This is a genomic window from Corallincola spongiicola, from assembly GCF_004284785.1.
Classification (GTDB): Bacteria; Pseudomonadota; Gammaproteobacteria; order Enterobacterales; family Neiellaceae; genus Corallincola; species Corallincola holothuriorum.
The window spans coordinates 722,858-742,902 of the sequence record NZ_SHLY01000001.1; the positions used below are offsets into that span (position 1 = coordinate 722,858).

Here is a 20,045-nt window from a genome sequence, read left to right on the forward strand (position 1 = left end):
CCATAAGGAGTTAACCCTACAAAAAACAAAGGCGGCTTAAGCGCCGCCTTCCTGAAATCTTTTTGATTAGTCCTGGTGAGACTGGACGTAATCGATAGCTGATTGAACAGTTGTGATCTTTTCAGCTTCTTCGTCAGGAATCTCAGTATCAAATTCCTCTTCAAGAGCCATCACCAACTCAACTGTATCCAGCGAGTCTGCACCGAGGTCATCAACAAAAGAAGCTTCGTTTTTCACTTCTTCTTCTTTAACACCCAGTTGCTCGATGATGATTTTTTTTACGCGTTCTTCAAGAGTGCTCATTTTCTATATTTTCCTTTATGAACAAATAACGCTTTCGCGAATTTTTGCCTAGTGTATTCGATAGGCCAAAAGATTCAAGCTATTGGCTAAAGAACTCAAAGTGGTCAAACCACGATTTTAGCGTTATTTATGAAAATTGCAGAACAAAATGTGTTCTTTGGTTAAACCATATACATGCCGCCATTTACGTGCAGCGTTTCGCCCGTAATATAGCCAGCCATATCAGATGCCAAAAAGACCACCGCTGAGGCAATTTCTTCTGGGCTTCCAAGACGTTCCATTGGTACCTGAGACAAAATAGCGCCGCGCTGACCTTCGTCAAGAGCATGTGTCATATCAGTTTCAATAAATCCGGGCGCGATCGCATTCACGGTGATTCCGCGACTGGCAACTTCCCGAGCCAAAGATTTAGTAAAACCGATCAAACCCGCTTTTGCTGCCGAGTAATTCACCTGGCCAGCGTTGCCCATAGTACCAACCACAGATCCGATATTGACGATACGACCGCCACGTTTCTTCATCATGGTACGAATGACTGCCTTACTCAGGCGAAACAGTGAGGTCAGGTTAGTATCGATCACTGACTCCCACTCATCTTCTTTCATTCGCATGAACAGATTATCTTTGGTGATGCCAGCGTTGTTAATTAACAGATCAACACCACCATGAGATTCTTTGATATCGGCAAACAATGTGTCAACCGACGCCTGCTCAGTGACATTTAGTACCTTGCCAGCACCATGTTCACCAAGATATTCAGCAATGGCGTTGGCGCCATTTTCACTGGTTGCTGTACCGATAACAAAAGCCCCCTGCTCTACCAGTTTCAGGGCAATTGATTTACCGATGCCACGGCTAGCGCCGGTGACCAAAGCAACTTTACCTTCCAGGCTCAAGTTCAATGACATGTTTTTTAATTCCTCAAATTATTTGGTCAGCGCGTTTTCAAGGCTGGCAAAGTCATTGACAGCAACACAAGTTGCAGAACGGTCAATACGCTTAATCAAGCCTGAAAGTACCTTACCCGGTCCTACTTCAACGAATTCAGTCACGCCACCGGCGATCATTGATTGCACGGATTCAGTCCAACGCACAGGCTTATGTAACTGCCTAACCAACGCATCACGAATTTCAGCGGCGTCAGTGGCCTGAGCCACATCAACATTATTAACAACCGGTACAACAGGTGTTGCAAGCTCTACGGAATCCAACGATGTTGCCAGCTGTTCCGCTGCGGGCTTCATCAATGCACAGTGCGAAGGTACGCTGACCGGAAGCGGTAACGCTCGTTTGGCACCAGCTTCTTTACAAAGTTCATTTGCACGTGCCACAGCTGCAGCGGAGCCTGCAATTACAACCTGACCAGGTGAGTTAAAGTTCACTGCCGACACCACTTCATTCTCAGCGGCTTTCTCACAAGCAGAGATAATCTCTTCATCGCTCAGGCCAATGATGGCAGACATAGCACCTTCACCCGCAGGTACCGCCTGCTGCATGAACTTGCCCCGTTGCTCAACCAACTTGATCGCGTCGATGAAAGACAACACACCCGCACAAACCAAAGCGGAGTATTCGCCTAAGCTGTGACCAGCCATCACACTCGGCATTTCACCACCTTGGCTCTGCCAAAGGCGGAATAGCGCGACAGAACTAGCCAACAACGCTGGCTGCGTGCGGTCAGTTTGGTTCAAGTCTTCTACCGGGCCTTCAGATACCAGCTTCCACAAGTCATATCCCAGTACAGCTGATGCTTCAGCGAACGTGGCCTGAACGACCTCATTGTTCGCCAGATCAGCCAACATGCCAACGGTTTGAGAACCCTGACCAGGAAATACAAATGCAAACTTATTGCTCATAATCTCTTCACCTAACTACCATTCACATCAATGAATAATGGGTTTAATAACGAACCAGTGCCGCGCCCCAGGCAAAACCACCGCCAAAGGCTTCCAATAGCAGAAGTTCGCCGCGCTTAATCCGACCATCTCTGATGGCTTCATCGAGCGCGACAGGTACAGATGCCGCAGATGTGTTCCCGGTGTTGTGTAGATTAACCACCACCTGATCCATCGACATCTTCAATTTTTTGGCTGTTGCCTGAATAATTCGCAGGTTGGCTTGGTGAGGAACCAACCAATCTAACTCCTGCTTATCCAGGTTATTGGCTTTGAGTGTTTGTTCAACCACTTCACTTAGCTTAGTGACGGCTACTTTAAACACCTCATTGCCCTTCATGAATAGCCAATCATGATCCTCTTGCCCAGGCCGCATATTGCGGATCTTCAGCAAGTCTCCATAACGGCCATCGGCGTTGATGTGAGTAGACAAGATACCCGGCTCTTCACTAGCAGTCAGAACCGCAGCCCCCGCACCGTCACCAAACAAGATGATAGTCCCACGATCTTCCGGGTCAGCCATGCGACTGAGGACATCAGCACCAATCACCAAGATATTCTTTGCTTGGCCTGTGCGGATAAATTGATCTGCCACGCTCAATACATAGCTAAATCCAGCACAGGCCGCCGCCACATCAAATGCAGGCATAGGTGGCGCGTTTAGGATCCGCTGTATTTCACATGCGGCCGACGGGAAGGCGTGTTCTGCACTTGTCGTTGCGCAGATAATCATATCGAGTTGATCAGCCGTTAACCCTGCAGCTTCAAGCGCATTTTTGGCTGCTTCTGCACCCATGGTTGCGACAGTTTCATCAGGGCCGGCGATACGACGTTCGATAATACCTGTTCGTTCAACGATCCATTGATGAGTGGTATCTACCATCTCTTCAAGATCGGCATTGGTACGAACAAGCTCAGGCAGGTGACTGCCTGTTCCAGAAATTTTGCTGTACATCATATTAACAATGTTTATCCAGCAGAGCGGCTTCGAGTTGATCTTTGATGCGCTTAGGCACCTGACGTTCCATTTCCACGATTGCTTCATCTATCGCGTGCTGAAACGCCTTAAGATCGGCGTTACCGTGGCTCTTGACCACGATGCCGCGCAATCCTAACAGACTTGCGCCATTGTACTGGTCGGGGTTCATCCCTTTTAACATCCGAGAAAGCGTCGGTAAAACAAAAGGTAGCAGAAATTTTAGCCAACCTTTAGGTTTGAAGCGACGCTTAAACTCTTTGATGATGAATTGGCTTAACCCTTCACAGGTTTTTAAACAAACATTACCGACAAAACCGTCACAAACCACAACATCGACGTTACCAGTAAAAATGTCTCGGCCTTCTATATAGCCAACAAAATGGATATCGTCACTGTCTAACAGTAATTGTGCTGTCTGTTTAATCTGATCATTACCCTTGGTTTCCTCTTCACCGATATTCAGCAAAGCGATTTTAGGGCGTTCAATTTGTTCAACTTGTTGCGCTAATACATGCCCCATCAAAGCAAATTGAAACAGTGTTTCACTATCGCAATTAATGTTCGCGCCCAAATCGAGCATATGTACCCGCTTGCCAACTTCGGTTGGCAAAGCAGCAATCAATGCGGGACGCTCAATACCAGGCAGAGTCTTTAAGACAAATTTGGCCATCGACATCAACGCGCCGGTATTCCCCGCACTAACGCAAGCATCAGCGTGACCATCAGCCACCGCGTTTAGCGCCAGACGCATAGAAGACTGCCGCCGATTACGCAGCGCGAATGACGGTTTATCACCCATGCTAACAACGTCATCAGCATGATGAATAGAGATACGATCAGTGAGAGTTGCGGGTAATGACTTATCTAATAAGGGCGTGAGTTCTTGTTCGAGGCCGAACAACTGGATCTTAAGGTGGGGGTGAGAATGCAATGCCTGCAAAGCTGCAGGCACTGTAATAGAGGGGCCATGGTCGCCCCCCATGGCATCTAACGCTAGGGTTAGATGTGACAAAATAGGCCTTCGGTATTAACCGACAACCTTTTGACCACGGTAGAAACCGTCAGCTGTCACGTGATGACGACGGTGAGTTTCACCTGAAGTCGCATCTACAGACAAAGTTGGTCCAGTCAGGCTGTCGTGGGCACGACGCATGTTACGCTTGGAACGAGATTTACGAACTTTTTGTACGGCCATCTGCCCTACTCCTCAGTTAATCACTTTTTTAACGAATTCAGTATAGCGAAGGGGTTTGGACGCTCATCAGCAGGCTCTATTTCACCAAACACCATGGTTTTCGAAGACTGAGGACAATCCGCATCGTCATGCATAGGCACAATCGGTACAGCTAACATCAGTTCATCTTCAACCAGAGTGTGCAGTTCAACTTCACCATTTTCATCAAGTTCAACTGGCTCATAAGCATCAGGCAGTTCATCCACATTCACTTTCGCCGTTATCGGGCAAAACTGCGAATGAACTTCAAACTCCTGTTCAAAGGTTTCGTTACAACGCTGACATGTGAGTGTCAGGCTAGCTTTAATGGAAGCATCCACCACTGCCAGGCCTTGCGCGTCTATCCCGCATTTAAGCGCCACAGAAACCGGCGCCAACAACGGAGCCATTTCACTGAGCCGACTAAAACGTACTGCGTCTATTTCTCCATCATACGAGGTTCGCTTTTGCGAATTTCGTATGGGATCTAGACGTACGGGTAACTTCACCTTTCGCATAGGGCGCGAATGATAATGACCTAATACCCCAGAGTCAAAGGAAAATGAGGTTTTAAGTAGAAGAATAATCGGGCGTATACTAGGCGGTAACAGTGATCAGCGTAAAAAAGAAACTATGAAAACCTTAGTACTCGGCTCAACTTCCCCTTTTAGAAAAGCGATATTAGAGAAATTATCCGTCCCTTTCACCTGCGCATCGCCAGATATTGACGAATCAGCTCAGGATGGGGAAGCCCCGACAGCACTGGTCGAACGCCTCGCTGAAGAGAAAGCAGCGGCGGTATCGTCACTGTTTGACGATGCATTAATTATCGGCTCAGACCAAGTGGCTGTGATCGATAATCAGATCCTTGGCAAACCTGGCACTCATGAGAATGCAGTGAAACAACTGCAACAAGCCAGCGGTAAAGAGATGACTTTTTACACCGGGTTAGCGGTCTACGAATCAGCCACCGGCGTCTGTATCTCGATAGTAGAGCCCTTTGTGGTTAGATTTCGCCACCTCAGCATCGCTGAGATAGAGAACTACCTTCGGGTAGAAAAGCCCTACAACTGTGCTGGCAGCTTTAAAAGTGAAGCGCTGGGGATCACCCTGTTTGACTCTCTCAGTGGCAAAGATCCCAATACTTTGGTTGGCCTGCCGCTGATTTCACTGACATCGATATTGAAAGAGTTTGGTGTCGATCTGCTGGCAGAAGCGGCAAAACAACATTAACTAGTTAACTGATTGACTCGCCCTTCTACAACTATCATCACCAAGGGCGAGTGCTACCTACCTGCCTGCCATCTACACTGGCCAATGCCAGCGACGGTAAAGGAAATGCATCACCCAAAGCGGACCTATCAACAAAAACTGCAGATCCTTAAAAAACGAGGGTTTCTTACCTTCAATTTCGTGACCAATAAATTGAAAGATCCAAGCGATCACAAAAACGATCGCGGCACTATAAAACAGGGGGAACTCCACCCACGTCTGATAACCCAGCAGCGCTGCGCACATCAATAACGTCATCACTAGCATACCGATCGCGAGGGATAAGGATAATCGCCAATAGAACACAAACACCGGCAACATCGCTAATGAGCCCCAGTTCAACCAAGGCAACAGAGCGCCATCCCAAGGTACAGGGATCGACCATAACATTGCTAACACAGTAAAATAGATGGTAGGCACAGCGACCCAGTGAATCGCCTTATTGGTTGGATTTTTATGGCTCACGCCGTATTCATTTAGCCACTGCTTCAAAGATTTAGACATGATAGCTCGCCTTTTTATTATTGTTTTTTTGGCCAAGCTTAACAGGCTCTGCTCATATTTCCAGCAGAGGTCTAATCAGTGCAGCTATCGAAATGTAATGGTAAAACAGCGTTAATCAATCTTAATCAGGTTAACCGCTTTGATATGTGCGTAAAGAGAGAGCCCCGCCACCAGCTTTAGTTGGCGCAATGCGCGTCTGGACAACGAGATAAGCAGTGACTGCGCCGACGGCGACGCCCCAAGGCAAACCTTCACGAGTGCTTCAGCTCCCCCCTGCTCCGAGATCTCCAGCACGGTCACCGGCACACAGTTCTGAATACTCGATTGCGCTAGTGGCCGCAATGCCAACACAACTTCATTGGCGGGAATACGGAGAGTGACCGTCTCACCCAATACCTCCTCAGGCAGCGGAGCCGTCAGCCAATACGCGGCAGGTCCATCATCATGTAAACGCAATCGCATCAGTTGATCGTGAGGATCGTAGGATTTTGCCGTGGCAAATAGCACTGCCCCTTGATGCTGCTTATCAAGGTAACGACTATATTCTGGCGTAGAAAACAGAACGAGTGGATCCCCTTTCGCTACCACCTTGCCGTGGTCGATCATCACCACTTGATCACAAGCCGCGCAGATCTCTTCAGTGGAATGGCTGACATACAGCATCGGCAAAGACCACTCACAGGCGATGCGGCGAAGTAAAGGTAATAGCTGACGACGGGTTGCCACATCAAGCGCAGACATAGGTTCATCGAGTAACAGTAACTTAGGTGTTTGCAACAGGCCACGGGCAAGAGCAACCCGCTGCTGCTGCCCTCCTGAAAGTTGTCGTGGGTATTTGTCTGTCCAATTCAGTATTCCCAACTCACCAAGCAGATCAAACTCTTGCTCTGGGGTTAGGCAACCCCGTTTAGCTGCCAGCTGCAGATTACCGCCGACCGTTAGATGAGGAAACAGACGACTGTCCTGAAACACAAAGCCGATGTGACGCTGTTCACTCGCTAACTGCTCTTCGGCACTAAGCAACACCCTATCAGCGAGGGAGATGCAGCCTTTCGCTGTTGACTCTAATCCAGCAAGCAGCCGCAGTAAGGTCGTTTTCCCTGCCCCTGACGCGCCCACCAGCCCAGTAATACCCGACAGTTCAGTATTAAGGTGATAAGCACTATGCCAGTCACCACGTTGCAGACTTACCGCCATATTCAACTGCATGGTAATAACCTCTGCTGACGCCGTTTCATCAAGCCATAGACCAGTACCAATACGGCGATACTAAATATCAGCAACAGCCCAGCCAAACGATGTGCGGCATTAAAATCCAACATCTCGACATGATCGAACAGCGCGATCGATAACACGCGGGTTTCACCCGCAATATTGCCGCCAATCATCAACACCACACCAAACTCACCCACGGTATGGGCAAAACCCAGCACGGCCGCAATCACAAAACTGGGCAGGGTCAAGGGTACAACAATACGAAAAAATCGCTCTGTCCCACCCATCCCCATGGTGGCCGCCGCTTCTAAATAGTCCTTACCTAAATTGCTAAAAGCCGCCTGCAGCGGCTGCACAACAAACGGCAATGAATAGATGATGGAAGCGAACCACAATCCGGTAAAGCTGAACACCAACGGGCTGCCAAACCACTGCAACCACAGCGCACCGAAACCGTTAACCGGCGAAAAAGCCCATAACAGATAGAAACCTAATACGGTCGGCGGCAACACCAGTGGCAGGGCCACTACCGCCTCAACACAACTGGCGATAAATGAACGTTTGCGCGCCAGCCACCAGGCCAACATAGGGCCGATTAGCATCAAGGTCACCGTCGTCAGTAATGCCAGCTTCAGGGTTAATATGACCGCTTGCCAGTCCGCCGCGCTCATAGCACAACGTCCGTAGCCAAATAGCCCATTTTTAACACCTCTCGCTGTCCCTGACTTAGTAGATAATTAACAAATGCATTGGTCTGCTCAGGATATTGACTGCGCTTTAATACCACCCCTTGTTGCACAATTGGCGTGTACCACTCAACAGGTAGCTTTATCGCCTGACTCGGCTGATCAATCACCTGTGAATAAGCAACGAAACCGCCAGCGACATTACCTGTAGCGATAAATTGATAGGCTTGAGAGACACTATTGCCAACGGCGGGAGGTATCGTTGACGACCAGTGCAGATGTCGCACAACTTCTGCAGCTGCAGCACCATAAGGGGCTGTATTGGGGTTTGCCATTGCCACCCGCGCGCGCCAACTGGCAACGGTATCCAAGCTCAGTCTTTCGCACGTTGGGCACCAGAACGCCAAAGCGCCACGTACGTAGGTGAATGGCTTGCCCAAGGCAAGTTGCTGCTCATATAAAGCGGCAGGTCGTACAGCATCGGCAGACAAAAAGAGGTCGAAAGGTGCACCGTGGACGATCTGTTGATAGAGCACACCACTGGAGGCAACACTGATCTCGATCTTAGTTCCGGTTTCAGTTTCATAATTAGCCACAATTTGCTGCAAGGTGGCATTAAAGTTGGCAGCCACGGCCACTCGAATAACGATGGTTTCAGCAACAACGGAGCCATTAATTAACCACAAGAATATCAACAATATGCGCATCTACGCCCCCTGAAATAACCAACACAGAGAAAAATTACGCCATTACAATTCGGGTCCGAAGCACTCGTTATAGCTTTGACATTCGCCACAGCTAGGCGCGCGACACACATAATCTCCTTCCCCCTGGCATAGACAACGGTAGAAGTACTTCTTCCAACGCATATCTTCGGTGTTATTTGCTGCCAATTGCGGGAAGTTATGCTCTAGCAGATAACGTAGCTGTTCTCGGCTAGTCATTCCTAATGCTCGCCATAGATGCGCCTTATCAAGACAAGCGCTAGCCACAACCAAGGCGATCACCTCCGCACCAGGGATCGCTTCATCGGCATGTGCCAGCAGTAATTGAGCCAACTGATTCCGCTCTTCTAGGCGCGAATTGTGCAACGAATTAAGCAGCTCAGACCGCGCCCGCAGCATAGGCCATTCGTTTTCTCGCCACCTTTGGTCTAACGCCAATAGGCGCTTATCGACTTGGGTTCTTAATACGTCCCGATAAGCAGCCATCGCCATACCTAAGCCGTACGGTAGACCACTCTTTCCCGTTAGCTGCGCCTTAATAATTTGATTGATAAAATCGCGGTTCGCTTGCGACCAGGCATTAGCTTGTGCCCACGCCCAATTCTTATCGTCCTTTACCTGCGCTTGGTGGTGTTGGGAAAGCAGGCTACCCCAAGAGAATGAGAAAGCTATCGTATTGGCGGTCATAAGCGCGCTCTCCTTTTTGACAAGGCGACGACTTTACGTTCATCAGGCAACCCAGTTAGGCTACCGGGCGGATTCAGCGCTCGTCCCTCAGCATTAACGATGGCAGTTTCAACCGGACAGATACTGGCGCATTGCGGATCAGCGTGGTGCCCGACACATTCATTACAACGATGCGGTAAAATTGCGTACTGCTTAGGCCCTACCGTTATCGCTTTTTGTGGGCAAACCAGCTTACACGCATTGCAGCCGATACAACTTGCAGTGATTTCGAAAGCCATTAGCACACCTCCCCTATCTCACTGCTCACCGTCCCCTGTGTTGAATTTTCACAGAACCGTTGCCATTCAATTGCCAACACCTCATCAATAGCCTGCATTGCATAATCGGTAGATGGGGTGACACCATGCTGCTCTAAAGATTGCCAAGGCCCCATTCCAATACGGGAGCACAACACCTGATCACACCCCTCAAGGCTACTGATCAAAGTGGACATACGCTGCTGTTGGTTAAGGGATTCATCATCACACTCGGTGCTACCCAAACAGTATTGATCGACATCGCGATCTGGCTGCCTGACGATGCCCGCTTGAGTCAGTTGATAGACTTGAAAATGCGTAGCATGGCCGAAATGCTGATCAATCAGCACGCCGCTCTGGCTGGCCACGGCAATATATCGCTCTGCCGCCGGCAAAGCGCTAGTGCCACACGCGCTAGACCCGTCATCATCAAGGTCCGCATGACAATCTTGCCCCAGCTTACCTACGGCATCAGCGCGGCACTGCTGACAATGGCTCATCTGCTCCATCGACTGCCCCGCCGCTTCACGAGCCGCGGCAATCTCAGATTCAGTCGGGCTTCGCTGCCCCATTAAACCAAAGTAAGTACCGTGTTCCGCTTCTGCGATCAGCGGCATAACGTTATGCAACATAGCGCCTAGGCGTTTCACCTCTTGCGCGACTGCCGCAACGTGATGATCATTGACCCCCGGGATCAGTACGGTGTTGATCTTCACCAACATGCCGAGGTCCGCCGCCGCTTTTAAACCAGCCAGCTGACGGTCAATCAGCGTTTGTGCCGCTACACGACCACGTAAACGTTTATGGTTAAAATAGACCCAGGGATAGATCTTGCTGCCTATATCAGCGTCGATACAGTTAATAGTGATGGTTAGGTGGTCTACACCCACCGCCTTTAGGTCATCAACGTGATCAAGCAGATTTAAGCCATTGGTTGAGACACACAGGTGCAGCTCATGTTGTAGCGCTGCCACCGCTTTCAAGGTAGCTATGGTCGACTTTGGATTAGCCAACGGATCACCAGGCCCAGCGATCCCAACGACACGGGTTTCTGGGATCCGCATCTTCACTTTTTGATAGCGAGCCACCGCTTCCGCTGGTGACATCAGTTTTGAGACAACGCCCGGACGAGACTCATTACTGCAATCAAACTTACGATTACAGTAGTTACATTGAATGTTACAGGCGGGCGCTACCGGGAGGTGAATACGCGCGTACTGGTGTGCCTGTTTTGAATAACAAGGGTGCGTTTCAATCTTCGCTTGTTGAGTTGCTAGCAGCTCGCCCATCTGAGTCCTCCACATACATCCTGGTGACTAGGTCACCCATCCGTTTCAGTCAATTCACTTACATAAGCTAATGCAAAGGACCCGCCAACACGTTAATAGTTATTTTTCAATAAGTTAAGAAAGGACTCGAGAGTGATGTACCTCACAAACATCACATTTGTGAGGTACCTGACATTAGAGTTGTCGCATTCTGATATTCATCGTTTGTATTCGGTAAGCGATCTGTCTTGGAGTCATATCCAGCAAGCGCGCGGCTTTCGCTTGCACCCAACCCGCCTGTTCCAATGCAGCAACCACCCGCTCACGTTCATCTATTTCAGGATCTTCCAGGTCCGTTTTAGCTAAAGTGGCAGTCAAGTTAGGCGCAGAAGAAGAGAGTTTCATCGGCGCATCAACGCCGCCAAGCATGATCAAATCCTGATCGATACTGCCCTCTTCACTCATGATGGACGCCCGCTCCAGCATATTTTCCAGCTCACGGACATTACCTGGCCAGTGATATCCCATCATGGTACGGATCGCGCCATCGGTCACCGACAGCTCACGGTTTTGTACCTTGGACAGTTTTTCAATCAGAAACTTGGTCAACTCCGGCAGATCTTCAATACGCTCCCGTAGCGGTGGCGGGTAGATAGGCATCACGTTGAGTCGATAATATAGATCTTCCCGGAACCGTTCGGCACGCACCTCATCTTCAAGATTACGGTTAGTTGCCGCAACAATACGCACGTCAACCTTTAACGTTTGCGTACCGCCAACCCGCTCAAATTCTCCCTCCTGCAGGATCCGCAAAAGCTTGGCCTGAAACGCTGCTGATATCTCCCCCACTTCATCAAGAAACAGGGTGCCGCCATCGGCCATCTCAAATCGACCTTTACGCTGCTTTACCGCCCCGGTAAACGCCCCCTTCTCATGACCAAACAGTTCCGATTCCAACAGGTTGTCTGGCAGTGCAGCGCAGTTCAACTTAACGAAAGGCCCGTTTGCTCGTGGCGAGTTATAATGAATGGCATTGGCGATCAATTCCTTACCCGTGCCTGACTCACCCCGCACCAATACGGTACTGTCCCATTTCGATACCAAGCGCACCTGCTCAAATATCTTGCGCATTGAACGGGTATGGCCAACCATATTGTCGAAGCTGTAATTGCCGCGCACTTTGCGCCGCAAACGATCACGCTCAGCGACCAGGTTGTCATTCTGCTCGGCGACATTTTTTGCCAATAGCACATTTTTACCGATCAGCGTGGCGATCATCTCTACCAGTCGTGTGAAATGCTCCAACAATTCGGTACTGGCGAGTTCTGGCTGCGCGGCTAATACCCCATGTACCGTGCCATCACGCTGCTTCAACGGCACAGCAATAAACGGTTTATCAAGCGCATACAGTGCTAGCTTATCGGCAAATCGCAGATCATCAGATACTCTGGCCAGCACAATCGGTTGCCCCTGACTCACCACACTACCAATGATCCCTTCACCAGCGCGATATCGCACTGTGCCAGTCTGTTGATTGGCGTCTTGTTCCGGTGAATGCAAAGCGTCGATCACCAGCATTTCCCTTTCGCTGTCCAGTAGCGCCAACATGCCATGGCTTAACAGCGCGTCATCATGAAGCACCTGCAATACCTGACTTACCGTCTGCGTATAGTCGAGACTATTGCCTAACAGGCTGCTAACTTTGTACAGCGCAGAAAGATGCTTTTCCGCAATTTTTTCCGGTCGAGTTAATAGCGTATCCATGGCTAACTCCTGTCTCTTTCACGTCGCGGTAAACTGATAACGGCTCGGCAGCCCCCTAAAGGACTGCGCTGCAGTAACGTGGAGCCACAATGCTCATTCATCACCTGTTGTACTATGCTCAAACCCACGCCACGGGCGCCGTTTGAAGCAACAGGTTTGGTACTATAAAAGGGTTGAAACGCTTTGATTTTGTTGGCTTGTGGCACACCGGGACCACTATCATCAATCAGCACCACCACGGACTCATCGTCCATATAGGTTTGGATTTCGATCTCACGGCTTTGCGGCTTACCAAACTCGATAGCGTCGATGGCATTGTCCAGCAGCTGCTTAATCGCCACACGTAACCGGCTCGGTTGGCCATTAATTGAAGGCAGCGTAGCGGTCAGCTTGAGCTGCATCGGAATCGAAGTTTTTAACAGTCGCTGGGTACTCAACGCCGCCACATCATGTACCAGCTGATTAATATTTACCGGCTGCTGCGCCTCTTGTGGTCTATCCGGCAATGCATCACGCAGCTGGTCAACGGCATCGGCGCCAGATTTGAGCGCCATCTCCATCGCTTCTAACCCCGGACATTTACCGGAACGGCCAGTAAGCACGGTGACTGCCGCCTCAATCATATTTATCGGCCCCTGCATCTGGTGGATAGCAGCATGTAACGTCTCCTGCATTACATGCATCATTTCCGACTCAGCCGTCATCCTCTGCAGTTCCGACACCCGTTGCTGCTCCTGATGCCGCTTCTCTTTGGTGTGTTCGCTGATGGTCAACACCAGATAATCGCTGGCGGTGGGCGCAAAGTAATCATCCACGCCACTGTCTGCCGCAGAGAACCCCGACAACTTGCAGTAGAACCAGCGCTCGCCCCGAGACTGCTTTAACTCCAAGCTCAGACTGTGTCCTTCAACAAAGCGCCGTGTGCGCAGCTGCTCGGTGGCATTTTCACCCAGTTCCTCTTTCAATTTGGCGATGATCTGTTTCGCCGGCTCTTGTTGAAAATCTGCTGCCAACGCTTTGTAACTTAAGTTATCGAGCACAACCTGTTGGTTTTCATCAAGTAGGGCAATGGCCACTGGCGCGGCATTGAGCACAGCCTCAACCAAGGTTTTTTGATTGATCAGCTTGGTGGTCAATTCGTGGGTTTCGGTGACATCCCGGTGGATCCCCAGAAAGTGGGTCGTTTCACCTTCACCATCGGTCAAGGGCGTTACGATCACATCGGCCAAATAGCGTTCACCATTTTTGCGCCGATTAATTAACCGTCCCTGCCAGCTGCGCCCTTTCTTTAACTGGTTCCACAACCCTTGATAAACCTCTGCAGGGGTTGTTCGGTAACTCAGGATGGAATGGTTTTCACCTTTAATCTCCTGCAACCCATAGCCAGTGGTCTGACAAAACCAGGGGTTTACGTAGAGAATATTGGCATCCGTATCGGTGATGGAAATCGCCATCGGCGCCTGTTCTACGGTTTGAATGAATTGGCTAACGGCTGTTTCGCTGCCCACTTCGCCATTAAAAAACGGAGTCATATCTATCACCGCACTTTCTTGCTGTTTGCTCATCCTTTCCTCCACCACACATAAGTGCGAGGTCACCGACATCGCTCATGGTTATCCCTAACTGCAATCACCGTTCCCATCTCGGTGCCAAGGTATGCAAGGGCTTAGCTAAAGAAGCCTTTGTTTGATTTGTGACAAACCCACACAAATTAACCTTAAGATTTGTCGCATTTAGTACGCCTATCGATGGGCCGTTCTATTCATATCCCCAGTTAACACCGCACCAGCAAAGGGAAAAACGCACTTTGATGATGCACGCCGAGCAATGGCACAGCCCATGCAGAGGGGATAAGGAGCTGTCAGTAGGCCAAGCGATTGGTTTCAACGAACGCAGTAGGTGGTACCCAACGTTCCCCCTAATCCGGTTTTGGGTATCTCTGTGTTTTCTTCATCTAAACAGGAGCCCTGCTATGAGCGACTATTTCCTACTGCTGGTCGGTACAGCACTGGTCAACAATGTGGTGCTAGCTAAGTTTCTCGGCCTCTGCCCTTTTATGGGGGTATCCAACAAAATCGACAGCGCGCTAGGGATGGGATTGGCCACCACGTTTGTTCTCTGCCTCGCTGCAATATCAGCCTGGGTGATTGAACGCACCCTGTTGCAGCCCCTCGATTTAGGCGTGATGCGGATCCTGGCATTTATTCTGGTGATCGCAGCAGTGGTGCAGTTCACCGAGTTGTATATACAGAAGATGAGTCCCGCGCTTTACCAGTCCCTAGGGATCTTCCTTCCCCTAATTACCACCAACTGCGCCGTACTTGGCGTGGCACTACTAGTCGTTCAGGAGCAGATGTCGTTTACCGAAACTCTGGTCTACGGGCTTGGCTCTGCCCTCGGTTTCACTCTGGTGATTGTGCTGTTTGCTGGACTCAGGCAGCGACTGAAATTAGCGAAAGTACCCGCAGTATTCGAAGGGGCACCTATCGCTTTTATTACTGCAGGTCTGTTGTCGATGGCCTTTATGGGCTTCGCCGGCATGGTAAAGGCAAGCTAACAACAGCTTAAAGGAGTTAACCATGAGCCTTTTTACATTGATCATATCTGTTAGCTGTTTCATTGCCCTTGGTGCCCTGCTGGGTGCTCTGTTGGGTTGGGCATCACGGGCATTTAAAGTAGAAAGTGATTCCCGTGTAGATGACCTCGAAGCGTTATTACCTGGGGGTCAATGCGGCCAGTGCGGCGAGCCTGGATGTCGTCAGGCCGCAGAGGCAATGGTCGCTGGTGCGCTAGGACCTGACTGCTGCCCACCCGGAGGCAATAGCCTGGCGGCCAGTATTGCCAAACTACTCGGCGTAGACCTCACCGCCAAAGGCGATGACACCCAGTGGGTAGCCTACATAGATGAAAGTCAGTGCTCTGGCTGTACCCGTTGTTTCAAAGCCTGCCCGTTTGACGCCATCGTCGGCGCTAGCAAACAGATGCACACCGTCATTAGCCAGGTCTGCACCGGTTGTCGCCTATGCGAAAAAGCTTGCCCACAAGATTGCTTAACCATGCAACCAGTGACCCCCGCCATCCACACATGGCAATGGCCGAAACCCAACGTTGCCTAGGAGTGGCCCATGTTCTCATTCGATAAGCTAGGTTTTTCCCTGAGTCGCAAACCCTTTAGTGGTGGTATTCATCCCACTGGCTATAAAGAGCTGTCGCAGCACTCATCGATTACCACGATGCCCCACCCAAAGCAGGTGTTTCTCGGGCTACAGCAGCGCAATGGCTCCATGCTGCATACCATCGTCAATGAAGGGGAAACCGTTTACAAAGGCCAGTTAGTGGCCAAGGGTGCCAGTGATATGAGTGTTCCCCTGCACTCCCCAGTCAATGGCGTAGTACGGGAAATTAAACCCCATGTCACCGCCCACCCCTCGGGGCTGAAAGGCGCAACCTTGGTGATTGATGCCAATGACGATCCGCGCTGGGGGATCCCCCATGAGCCATGCAATCCATTTGAACTATCACCTGAAACCATTATTCGACGGGTGTTAGCGGCCGGTGTGGTTGGGCTTGGTGGCGCAGGGTTCCCGACCGGTATCAAGCTCCGCCTCGCAGCACAGAATGGGGTTCACACGCTAGTCATTAACGGCGGTGAATGCGAACCCTATCTAACCTGTGACGATCGTCTAATGCGCGAATACGCGCCTGAAATTGTTACCGGCGTAGAGTTGATGGTGAAAGCCATTGGCTGCAAGCAGGCCATTATCGCCATTGAGGACAATAAACCCGCGGCATTAGCAGCGCTCACCAGCGCCTGTAGCGAAGCAGAACAGGTCAGCATTCAGTCAGTACCTAGCCTCTACCCCATGGGTTCAGAACGCCATCTGATCAAAGCGGTCACAGGCAAAGCAGTACCCGCCGGACAGCTCAGTACCAGCATTGGAGTGCTGGTGCATAACGTCGCCACTGCGCGAGCCGTATTCCACGCCGTGCGCTATCAACGACCACTCATTGAACGGGTGATCACTGTTTCTGGGGGAGCCGTCGAACAGCCAGCCAATATTGTTGTGCCAATTGGCGCATTGGTATCACAAGTATTAGCTGCTTGTGGTGGCTTAAAAATGGAAGCCGCACGTCTGGTTGCCGGAGGGCCGATGATGGGGCAAGCGCTGCCATCGCCATTTGTTCCTATCGATAAGAGCATTGGCGGCTTACTGGCGCTATCCGAAGAGGAAGTCCGCCCGAAGCAGAGTCACGAATGTGTGCGCTGTGGCCGCTGCGTCAATGCCTGCCCGATGGGGCTAATGCCATTTCAGATGTCCGCCCATAGCCGCGTATCAGACTTTGAGGGGGCCAAGGAGTTTGGCCTAGATCACTGCCTGCTCTGCGGAGCGTGTAGCTATGTTTGCCCATCGAATATCCCATTGGTGCAGTATTTCCAACACGCCCGCGGTGCACTCAATGCGCAACGCGCCATGACCAACAAATCTGGCCAAGCACGGCAATTAACCGAGGCACGCCAACTGCGGCTAGCGAAAGAGGCGGCAGAGAAAAAAGCAGCGAAGGCAGCAAAAGCAGCCAAATCTCCACGGCGCAAACGTGCCCCCAGAGCCAGTAAAACCACAGGAGAATCATAATGGTGCAATTTGCAGCGGTTTCCGGTCCCCATAGTCACAGCAACCAAAGCACCACCAAGCTGATGTTTCTGGTGCTGTTCGCGCTCACGCCCGCTACGCTGTACGGATTCTATCTGTTCGGTTTGCCAGCATTTCAGGTGTGGTTAGTTTGCTGCGTTAGCGCAGTGATCTGTGAAGCAGTGTGCCTGCTTCCACAAAACAAACCTTGGCACAGTGCCGTCGACGGCTCAGCCATGCTCACTGGATGGCTGCTAGCGATGAGCTTGCCGCCATCAACACCTTGGTGGGTCGCGCTCAGCGGCTCTCTGTTCGCCATTATGGTAGGCAAGCAGATCTACGGTGGACTGGGGCAAAACCTGTTCAACCCTGCAATGCTGGCGCGGGTAATGCTACTGATCTGTTTCCCTGTCGAACTCACGTCATGGAATCAAACAGCGGCTCCACTGATGACTCCTGAAGGACTGGCGTTCACCGACAGCTGGCTTGGTAACGGTATTGATGGTGTCAGCGCCGCCACCCCCTTGGCTGCACACAGCAACATTGGGGTTTCAGCGAAGGCACTGCTGCTAGGTAATCATGCCGGAAGTTTGGGCGAAACCAGCGCAGTATTATTGGCTTGCGGTGGGCTATTTTTGTTATGGCGCCGTGTCATCAGTTGGCCTCTGCCTACAGCGTTAATACTTGGTCTGGCAGTTCCCGCCGCTATCGCCCATCTGGTTAACCCCAGCGAATATGCGTCTGCCCTCACCCATATTTGCTCTGGAGGCGCCATGCTGGCCGCCTTCTTTATCGCAACCGACATGGTCACTTCTCCCGCCAGTCCTAAAGGGCAATGGGTATTTGGCATAGGTTGCGGCCTGTTGATCTGGTTAATCCGCTGCTTTGGTAGTTACCCGGAAGGCGTCGCCTTTGCCGTACTCATCATGAATGCCACCACACCAATCATCGACCACTACCTGCGGCCGAAGATCTTTGGTACCCGCAGCCGCTTGAGTGTCTAGGAGGACCTATGTTGCCTTGTATCGAAAAAATGCGTGACACACTCAGCTATCAAACGGCACTGCTCGCCGGTGCTACGGGCACGGCCACACTATGCCTGCTGCTGACAAACCTGCTGACCGCGCCGGCAATCGCCATGCGCGCAGAGGAAGATCAGTTAGCAGGGTTGGCGCAAGTAATGCCTTTAGAAAGATATCAAAACGACATCCTTAAATCAGAACAGCATTTCAGTACCGAAGGCCACGACTACGCCATGTTCACCGCAATGAATGCACAAGGCCAAGTCACAGGCTATGTACTTAAAACAGAATCGATGGGGTATGCCGGTGCCATCTCACTGCTGATCGGTACCGATCCTCAGGGCGAGATCCTTGGCGTAAGAGTGCTGTCCCATGCTGAAACGCCTGGCCTAGGGGACAAAATCGAACTGGCCAAAAGTGACTGGATACTCGCTTTTGACGGCCATTCACTTGGCAATACAGGTGACGAGCAATGGGCCGTTCGCAAAGACGGCGGCGAATTCGACCAATTCAGCGGTGCCACCATAACCCCAAGAGCGATCGTTAACGGCGTTCATCGCGCACTTAAAGATCTCCCCCTCAAGCAAGATCTCTCCCCAACGGAGGAAACGCCATGAGTGATTACCGTAAAATCTTTGCCGACGGCTTCTGGAACAATAATGTGGTTTTGGGACAAAGTTTAGCTTTGTGTCCTTTGCTGGCGGTGACAACCAGTGCTACCAATGGTTTGGGGCTAGGCCTGGCCTCACTGGTGGTGATGGTTGCAGCCAACGTACTGGCCTCACTGTTTAACCCCTTGATAAGCCGTGCGGTGCGTATTCCGGTCAATATTCTGATGATCGCAACGCTGGTTACCATTACAGATCTACTGCTCAATGCCTGGCTTCACCCATTACATAAAGTGTTAGGGCTGTTTATTCCATTAATCGTTACCAACTGCGCCATTCTTGGCCGCGTCGAGTCGTTTGCCAGTCGTAATGCCATACTACCCGCGGCAGCCGACGGGCTGGCGATGGGACTGGGGTTTACCTGGGTGCTGGTATTGATGGGTGGCATTCGAGAGCTATTTGGCGCCGGCACCTTATTTGCCAACGCCAGTTTGCTGCTTGGAAAACATTTTGCGTTTCTAGAGATGGTCATTATCCCCGATTATCGTGGCATCCTGCTGCTGATCCTGCCCCCCGGCGGCTTCCTGATCTTAGGTGGCATGTTGTCCGCGAAACGTTTACTCGAACAACATATCGCGGCGAGAAAAGCAGCCAAGAATAAACTCGTCACTGCCGTAGAAGGAGGTTAATGATGCGTATCAGTATCGCTTACGCTCTGCCTGAACAACAGGTGTGGATGGATCTAGATCTGCCTGAATATGCGACCGTGATCAGCGCGATTAACCGCTCTGGCCTGCAGGAGCTGTTTCCCGAGATCCAGCTAGACCAACAGAAAGTCGGTATTTTCGGCAAGCTAGCCACGCTAGAGACACGACTGGTGGAAGGTGACAGAGTGGAGATATATCGCCCTACCACTTGGCTTCCACCGGAAGACGATGATGACGACGAATAATCCAATCTACACCGTCATAGTTTGA

General features: G+C 50.8%; 24 protein-coding genes. 8 read left to right on the plus strand and 16 right to left on the minus strand.

Annotated elements, in window-relative coordinates:
• Window positions 1–66 precede the first annotated feature (66 nt).
• The 7 genes from acpP to yceD form a co-directional block, all read right to left on the minus strand.
• A complete protein-coding gene (gene acpP, locus EXY25_RS03140) occupies window positions 67–303 on the minus strand; it encodes an acyl carrier protein (protein WP_114336474.1) in 237 nt (78 codons plus the stop codon).
• A gap of 161 nt (window positions 304–464) precedes the next feature.
• Window positions 465–1,211: a 3-oxoacyl-ACP reductase FabG gene (gene fabG, locus EXY25_RS03145; RefSeq protein WP_114336473.1), complete on the minus strand. Its 747-nt coding sequence runs from the start codon at window positions 1,209–1,211 to the stop codon at window positions 465–467.
• A gap of 18 nt (window positions 1,212–1,229) precedes the next feature.
• Complete coding sequence (gene fabD / locus EXY25_RS03150; protein WP_130565684.1) at window positions 1,230–2,159, minus strand: ACP S-malonyltransferase; 930 nt, start codon at window positions 2,157–2,159, stop codon at window positions 1,230–1,232.
• A gap of 43 nt (window positions 2,160–2,202) precedes the next feature.
• Window positions 2,203–3,153 (minus strand): beta-ketoacyl-ACP synthase III, encoded by a 951-nt coding sequence (locus EXY25_RS03155; protein ID WP_130566037.1) that lies wholly within the window; start codon window positions 3,151–3,153, stop codon window positions 2,203–2,205.
• A 4-nt stretch (window positions 3,154–3,157) separates the two neighbouring features.
• A complete protein-coding gene (gene plsX, locus EXY25_RS03160) occupies window positions 3,158–4,189 on the minus strand; it encodes a phosphate acyltransferase PlsX (protein WP_114336471.1) in 1,032 nt (343 codons plus the stop codon).
• A 15-nt stretch (window positions 4,190–4,204) separates the two neighbouring features.
• Window positions 4,205–4,372, minus strand: coding sequence for a 50S ribosomal protein L32 (rpmF, locus tag EXY25_RS03165; protein ID WP_114336470.1), 168 nt, complete (start codon window positions 4,370–4,372; stop codon window positions 4,205–4,207).
• A gap of 20 nt (window positions 4,373–4,392) precedes the next feature.
• Window positions 4,393–4,899 carry a 23S rRNA accumulation protein YceD gene (yceD, locus tag EXY25_RS03170; RefSeq protein ID WP_205695389.1) on the minus strand — a complete coding sequence of 169 codons (507 nt, stop codon included), beginning with the start codon at window positions 4,897–4,899 and terminating at the stop codon, window positions 4,393–4,395.
• A 124-nt stretch (window positions 4,900–5,023) separates the two neighbouring features.
• Between yceD and EXY25_RS03175 the strand changes: the two genes are divergently transcribed.
• The gene (locus EXY25_RS03175; RefSeq protein ID WP_130565686.1) at window positions 5,024–5,623 is read left to right on the plus strand and encodes a Maf family protein; all 600 of its coding nucleotides are present in this window, start codon (window positions 5,024–5,026) and stop codon (window positions 5,621–5,623) included.
• A 72-nt stretch (window positions 5,624–5,695) separates the two neighbouring features.
• On the opposite strand, the gene EXY25_RS03180 is transcribed toward EXY25_RS03175, so the two are convergent.
• The 9 genes from EXY25_RS03180 to nifL form a co-directional block, all read right to left on the minus strand.
• Window positions 5,696–6,166: an Mpo1 family 2-hydroxy fatty acid dioxygenase gene (locus EXY25_RS03180; protein ID WP_114336467.1), complete on the minus strand. Its 471-nt coding sequence runs from the start codon at window positions 6,164–6,166 to the stop codon at window positions 5,696–5,698.
• Between the two features lie 111 nt (window positions 6,167–6,277).
• Window positions 6,278–7,375, minus strand: coding sequence for a molybdenum ABC transporter ATP-binding protein (gene modC, locus EXY25_RS03185; protein ID WP_130565687.1), 1,098 nt, complete (start codon window positions 7,373–7,375; stop codon window positions 6,278–6,280).
• Window positions 7,366–8,052: a molybdate ABC transporter permease subunit gene (modB, locus tag EXY25_RS03190; RefSeq protein WP_114336465.1), complete on the minus strand. Its 687-nt coding sequence runs from the start codon at window positions 8,050–8,052 to the stop codon at window positions 7,366–7,368. Before modB ends, modC begins: the two co-directional genes overlap by 10 nt.
• On the minus strand, window positions 8,049–8,774 hold the full coding sequence (gene modA, locus EXY25_RS03195) for a molybdate ABC transporter substrate-binding protein (RefSeq protein ID WP_130565688.1): 726 nt from the start codon (window positions 8,772–8,774) through the stop codon (window positions 8,049–8,051). Before modA ends, modB begins: the two co-directional genes overlap by 4 nt.
• A gap of 42 nt (window positions 8,775–8,816) precedes the next feature.
• Complete coding sequence (locus EXY25_RS03200; protein ID WP_114336463.1) at window positions 8,817–9,479, minus strand: nitrogen fixation protein NifQ; 663 nt, start codon at window positions 9,477–9,479, stop codon at window positions 8,817–8,819.
• A complete protein-coding gene (locus EXY25_RS03205) occupies window positions 9,476–9,757 on the minus strand; it encodes a 4Fe-4S dicluster domain-containing protein (protein ID WP_130565689.1) in 282 nt (93 codons plus the stop codon). The genes EXY25_RS03200 and EXY25_RS03205 overlap by 4 nt, the downstream gene beginning before the upstream one ends.
• A complete protein-coding gene (gene nifB / locus EXY25_RS03210) occupies window positions 9,757–11,064 on the minus strand; it encodes a nitrogenase cofactor biosynthesis protein NifB (protein ID WP_165419238.1) in 1,308 nt (435 codons plus the stop codon). The genes EXY25_RS03205 and nifB overlap by 1 nt, the downstream gene beginning before the upstream one ends.
• A gap of 174 nt (window positions 11,065–11,238) precedes the next feature.
• Window positions 11,239–12,807: a nif-specific transcriptional activator NifA gene (gene nifA / locus EXY25_RS03215; RefSeq protein WP_114336460.1), complete on the minus strand. Its 1,569-nt coding sequence runs from the start codon at window positions 12,805–12,807 to the stop codon at window positions 11,239–11,241.
• Between the two features lie 2 nt (window positions 12,808–12,809).
• Window positions 12,810–14,372: a nitrogen fixation negative regulator NifL gene (nifL, locus tag EXY25_RS03220; protein ID WP_165419239.1), complete on the minus strand. Its 1,563-nt coding sequence runs from the start codon at window positions 14,370–14,372 to the stop codon at window positions 12,810–12,812.
• A gap of 407 nt (window positions 14,373–14,779) precedes the next feature.
• Between nifL and rsxA the strand changes: the two genes are divergently transcribed.
• From rsxA to EXY25_RS03255, 7 genes are read left to right on the plus strand one after another with little or no spacing between them, the layout of a single operon-like run.
• The gene (gene rsxA / locus EXY25_RS03225) at window positions 14,780–15,364 is read left to right on the plus strand and encodes an electron transport complex subunit RsxA (RefSeq protein WP_114336458.1); all 585 of its coding nucleotides are present in this window, start codon (window positions 14,780–14,782) and stop codon (window positions 15,362–15,364) included.
• A 22-nt stretch (window positions 15,365–15,386) separates the two neighbouring features.
• Window positions 15,387–15,923, plus strand: coding sequence for an RnfABCDGE type electron transport complex subunit B (locus EXY25_RS03230; protein ID WP_114336457.1), 537 nt, complete (start codon window positions 15,387–15,389; stop codon window positions 15,921–15,923).
• Window positions 15,924–15,932: 9 nt separating this feature from the next.
• Complete coding sequence (gene rsxC, locus EXY25_RS03235) at window positions 15,933–17,441, plus strand: electron transport complex subunit RsxC (protein ID WP_130565692.1); 1,509 nt, start codon at window positions 15,933–15,935, stop codon at window positions 17,439–17,441.
• Entirely contained in the window at window positions 17,441–18,442 is a 1,002-nt protein-coding gene (locus EXY25_RS03240; protein ID WP_114336455.1) for an RnfABCDGE type electron transport complex subunit D, read from the plus strand. Before rsxC ends, EXY25_RS03240 begins: the two co-directional genes overlap by 1 nt.
• Before the next feature lie 8 nt (window positions 18,443–18,450).
• A complete protein-coding gene (rsxG, locus tag EXY25_RS03245) occupies window positions 18,451–19,077 on the plus strand; it encodes an electron transport complex subunit RsxG (protein ID WP_114336454.1) in 627 nt (208 codons plus the stop codon).
• Complete coding sequence (locus EXY25_RS03250) at window positions 19,074–19,757, plus strand: electron transport complex subunit E (protein ID WP_114336453.1); 684 nt, start codon at window positions 19,074–19,076, stop codon at window positions 19,755–19,757. The genes rsxG and EXY25_RS03250 overlap by 4 nt, the downstream gene beginning before the upstream one ends.
• The gene (locus EXY25_RS03255) at window positions 19,757–20,020 is read left to right on the plus strand and encodes an RnfH family protein (RefSeq protein ID WP_199405132.1); all 264 of its coding nucleotides are present in this window, start codon (window positions 19,757–19,759) and stop codon (window positions 20,018–20,020) included. The genes EXY25_RS03250 and EXY25_RS03255 overlap by 1 nt, the downstream gene beginning before the upstream one ends.
• The last annotated feature ends 25 nt before the right edge of the window (window positions 20,021–20,045 follow it).

Coding starts and splice junctions, on each gene's coding strand:
- acpP (WP_114336474.1), bottom strand. CDS start 303: ATGAGCACTCTTGAAGAACGCGTAAAAAAAATCATCATCGAGCAACTG.
- fabG (WP_114336473.1), bottom strand. CDS start 1,211: ATGTCATTGAACTTGAGCCTGGAAGGTAAAGTTGCTTTGGTCACCGGC.
- fabD (WP_130565684.1), bottom strand. CDS start 2,159: ATGAGCAATAAGTTTGCATTTGTATTTCCTGGTCAGGGTTCTCAAACC.
- EXY25_RS03155 (WP_130566037.1), bottom strand. CDS start 3,153: ATGTACAGCAAAATTTCTGGAACAGGCAGTCACCTGCCTGAGCTTGTT.
- rpmF (WP_114336470.1), bottom strand. CDS start 4,372: ATGGCCGTACAAAAAGTTCGTAAATCTCGTTCCAAGCGTAACATGCGT.
- EXY25_RS03175 (WP_130565686.1), top strand. CDS start 5,024: ATGAAAACCTTAGTACTCGGCTCAACTTCCCCTTTTAGAAAAGCGATA.
- EXY25_RS03180 (WP_114336467.1), bottom strand. CDS start 6,166: ATGTCTAAATCTTTGAAGCAGTGGCTAAATGAATACGGCGTGAGCCAT.
- modC (WP_130565687.1), bottom strand. CDS start 7,375: ATGCAGTTGAATATGGCGGTAAGTCTGCAACGTGGTGACTGGCATAGT.
- modB (WP_114336465.1), bottom strand. CDS start 8,052: ATGAGCGCGGCGGACTGGCAAGCGGTCATATTAACCCTGAAGCTGGCA.
- modA (WP_130565688.1), bottom strand. CDS start 8,774: ATGCGCATATTGTTGATATTCTTGTGGTTAATTAATGGCTCCGTTGTT.
- EXY25_RS03200 (WP_114336463.1), bottom strand. CDS start 9,479: ATGACCGCCAATACGATAGCTTTCTCATTCTCTTGGGGTAGCCTGCTT.
- EXY25_RS03205 (WP_130565689.1), bottom strand. CDS start 9,757: ATGGCTTTCGAAATCACTGCAAGTTGTATCGGCTGCAATGCGTGTAAG.
- nifB (WP_165419238.1), bottom strand. CDS start 11,064: ATGGGCGAGCTGCTAGCAACTCAACAAGCGAAGATTGAAACGCACCCT.
- nifA (WP_114336460.1), bottom strand. CDS start 12,807: ATGGATACGCTATTAACTCGACCGGAAAAAATTGCGGAAAAGCATCTT.
- nifL (WP_165419239.1), bottom strand. CDS start 14,372: ATGAGCAAACAGCAAGAAAGTGCGGTGATAGATATGACTCCGTTTTTT.
- rsxA (WP_114336458.1), top strand. CDS start 14,780: ATGAGCGACTATTTCCTACTGCTGGTCGGTACAGCACTGGTCAACAAT.
- EXY25_RS03230 (WP_114336457.1), top strand. CDS start 15,387: ATGAGCCTTTTTACATTGATCATATCTGTTAGCTGTTTCATTGCCCTT.
- rsxC (WP_130565692.1), top strand. CDS start 15,933: ATGTTCTCATTCGATAAGCTAGGTTTTTCCCTGAGTCGCAAACCCTTT.
- EXY25_RS03240 (WP_114336455.1), top strand. CDS start 17,441: ATGGTGCAATTTGCAGCGGTTTCCGGTCCCCATAGTCACAGCAACCAA.
- rsxG (WP_114336454.1), top strand. CDS start 18,451: ATGTTGCCTTGTATCGAAAAAATGCGTGACACACTCAGCTATCAAACG.
- EXY25_RS03250 (WP_114336453.1), top strand. CDS start 19,074: ATGAGTGATTACCGTAAAATCTTTGCCGACGGCTTCTGGAACAATAAT.
- EXY25_RS03255 (WP_199405132.1), top strand. CDS start 19,757: ATGATGCGTATCAGTATCGCTTACGCTCTGCCTGAACAACAGGTGTGG.